This window comes from Agrobacterium sp. DKPNP3 (assembly GCF_052686535.1).
In genome coordinates, this window is record NZ_JBQYSN010000176.1 from 1 (window position 1) to 3330 (window position 3330).

Annotated in this window: 3 protein-coding genes; 2 read left to right on the forward strand and 1 reads right to left on the reverse strand. The window is 61.8% G+C overall.

All coding sequences use genetic code 11. The annotated features are described in order from the left end of the window. Together ACUTJJ_RS24945 and mgtE are read left to right on the forward strand one after the other, a co-directional pair. A partial coding sequence (locus tag ACUTJJ_RS24945; protein ID WP_445543772.1) for an MFS transporter occupies nt 1–1098 on the forward strand: 1098 nt, incomplete at its 5' end. Between the two features lie 287 nt (nt 1099–1385). Continuing rightward, complete coding sequence (mgtE, locus tag ACUTJJ_RS24950; protein ID WP_445543773.1) at nt 1386–2759, forward strand: magnesium transporter; 1374 nt, start codon at nt 1386–1388, stop codon at nt 2757–2759. Between the two features lie 230 nt (nt 2760–2989). On the opposite strand, the gene ACUTJJ_RS24955 is transcribed toward mgtE, so the two are convergent. After that, on the reverse strand, nt 2990–3330 hold a 341-nt coding region (locus ACUTJJ_RS24955; protein WP_445543774.1), incomplete at its 5' end, for an undecaprenyl-diphosphate phosphatase.

Below are 3330 nucleotides of genomic sequence, written 5' to 3' on the forward strand. Positions count from 1 at the left end.
GAATTCGCCATCATGGGCTTACTTCCTGACGTCGCCACCACCTATGGCGTGACGGTGCCGCAGGCGGGTTACGTTATCACCGCCTATGCGCTGGGCGTCGTCATCGGCGCGCCCATCATTGCGGTTCTGGCCGCCCGCATGACGCGTCGGGCATTGCTGCTGGGTCTGATGGGGCTGTTTGCGGCGGGCAATATTCTCAGCGCCGTCGCGCCGGATTTCCTGAGCTTTACCGTACTGCGCTTCATCACCGGGTTGCCGCACGGCGCTTATTTCGGCGTTGCGGCGCTGGTGGCAGCCTCCATGGCACCGATCCACAAACGCGCCCGTGCCGTTGGCCGCGTCATGCTTGGACTGACCATTGCCACGCTGCTGGGCACCCCGCTTGCAACCTTCTTTGGCCAGCTCCTGTCCTGGCGCGCAGCCTTCATGCTGGTCGGCGGCATCGGGCTGCTGACAGTCGCCCTTCTCTGGCTGTTCCAGCCGCGCGACAAAGTGGAGGAAGGCGCGAGCGTCTGGCGCGAACTCGGCGCTTTCCGCCGCGTTCAGGTGTGGCTGACACTCGCCATCGCTGCCGTCGGGTTCGGCGGCATGTTCTCGGTCTTCAGCTATATCGCCAAGACCACCACCGATGTTGCGATGATGCCGGTTTCCACCGTCTCCATGGTGCTGGCGCTGTTCGGCATCGGCATGAATGTCGGCAATGTGGTCGGCTCGCGGCTGGCCGATATCTCGCTCAATGGCACGATTGGCGGCATGCTCGCCTTCAACGTTCTGATCATGACCGTGTTCGGCATGACGGCGGATAATCCATTCATGCTCTGCCTCTGCGTCTTCCTGATCGGCTGTGGTTTTGCCGCTTGCCCGGCCGTGCAGACGCGACTGATGGATGTGGCGCAGGATGCGCAGACACTGGCTGCCGCCTCCAACCATTCCGCCTTCAACATTGCCAATGCGCTCGGCGCATGGCTCGGCGGCCTCGTCATCGCCATGGGCTTCGGTTACGCCTCGACCGGTTATGTCGGTGCGGTCCTCTCCCTTCTCGGGCTTGGCGTTTTCCTTGTTTCGGTCACCGTCGAACGACGCGCGAAAGCCGGCTGAAGGCCGGTTTTTTCACCGGTCGAAATCCCCTTTCCGACGCCCGCTCGAAACCTTACGGAAAATTCACAATCGGCTCACTTGACTCTTTTTCGTTTCAGGCGCAACACGGCGTTACGCACCGACCGCAAGCCGGAACCGTGCGGATTTTAACGGAGCATCATTGGATGTCTAGCGACAGTAGTAGTCGATTGCCTTTGCCGAAAGCGGCGAACGGGAACTGATCCGACACCTGTCGGCTCACCACCGCGTTCGCCGTAATCGGCGAATCGACGGAAAGGTGAGCAATCATGAACTTCCACACTCTCTCCCAGAGAGCCAGCAAGGCCGCACGTCTTCTCCGCAGCGGAAATGCCGGTTCCACCACAATCGCAGAACGTGTCGAACACCTCAACACGCTTGATACCGACGCAGCCGTAGCATCACTGCTTGCCATGCCGCAGGCAAAGGCCGTCGCCATTCTCGACCGGCCGGAGCTGCACGATGCAGCCGCCATCATTGCCGGCATTCCCCTTGAACAGGCTGCCCGTTTCGTAAACCTGATGTCCGACGACCGCGTCGCCGACGTCATGGCGGACATGGCCGAAGACCCCCGCGCCAAGCTGTTTGCCCGGCTTGACCGCACGACCGCGCTCTCCATCCAGCACCTGATGGGCTACCCGCCGCGCACGGCCGGCTCCATCATGACCACGGAATTCGTCAGCGTTCCCGACAGCTGGACGGTGGAACAGACCCTTTCGCACATCCGCGTCGTCGAGCGGTCGCGTGAAACGGTCTATGCCATCTATGTGCTGGCTGAAGACGGAACGCTTTCCACGGTCGTGACGCTGCGCCGCCTGCTGACCGGCGAGCCCGGCGCTTCCATCCTCTCCGTCGCCTCGAAGGAAGGCATTGCCTATGCAAGCCCCCTGATGTCGCAGGAGGATGTGGCCCGGCTCATCCGCAAGCACGACCTTCTGGCGCTCCCCGTCGTTGACGACCACTCACATATTCTCGGCATCGTCACCGTTGACGACGTGATCGACACGATGATCGCCGACACCACGGAAGATGCTCACAAGTTCGGTGGTATGGAAGCGCTCGGCAAGCCCTATATGACGATCGGCTTTCCGGACATGATCCGCAAGCGCGCCGGCTGGCTCGCAGCCCTGTTCCTCGGTGAAATGCTGACGGCAAGCGCCATGCAGCATTTCGAGGGCGAACTGGAAAAGGCCGTGGTGCTGACGCTGTTCATTCCGCTCATCATGTCGTCGGGCGGCAACTCCGGTTCGCAGGCCACCTCGCTCATCATCCGGGCGCTGGCGCTTGGCGAATTGAAGCTTTCCGACTGGTGGCGGGTGCTGCTGCGGGAAATACCGACCGGCCTCACGCTCGGTTGCATCCTCGGCGCCATCGGCTTCCTGCGCCTGACGATCTGGCAGCAGGCAGGTTTCTACAACTACGGCGAACACTGGCTGCTCGTCGGCGCCACCGTCTTTGCGGCCCTGGTCGGCATCGTCATCTTCGGTTCGCTGGCCGGTTCCATGCTGCCTTTCGTGCTGCAGCGGCTGCGGCTCGATCCGGCCAGCGCCTCGGCCCCGTTCGTCGCCACGCTGGTGGATGTCAGCGGGCTGGTCATCTACTTCTCGGTGGCGCTGGTTATCCTCAGCGGTACGTTGCTCTAAAGACAAAAGGCCCGCTTGCGAAAGCGGGCCTTCTGTTTTTCAAGGCAAGTCATAACCTCTCAACCGTCATGCCGGACTTGATCCGGCATCCAGCCATGGCGCGTTTGCGTCATGAAGGAACTCTTTTGCGATCAAAGATTTGATCGCGCTGGACCCCGGATCAAGTCCGGGGCGACGGAGCGCGGATGGTACACTCGGCCCTAAAGTATCCGTTCAATTGGCAAAGCCCCTCACCCACCTGCGCTAATCACACCCGTTCCCAAAAGCCCAAGCAAAATAAAGCCGATGACCACGCGGTACCAGACGAAGGGCATGTAGCTCTTGGTCGAGACCAGCTTGAGGAACACGACGATCACGGCGTAACCGACGATGAAGGCGATGAGGGTCGCAAGCCCGGTCTGGCCCCAGCCGACCGGATTGTCCTCGCCGATGCTCTTGAACAGCTGGTAGAAGCCGGAGCCGAAAACGGCGGGAACGGCGAGCAGGAAGGAATATCGGGCTGCCGCCTCGCGGGTGTAGCCCAGAAGCAGGCCGGCGCTGATGGTGCCGCCCGACCGCGAGACGAACGGGA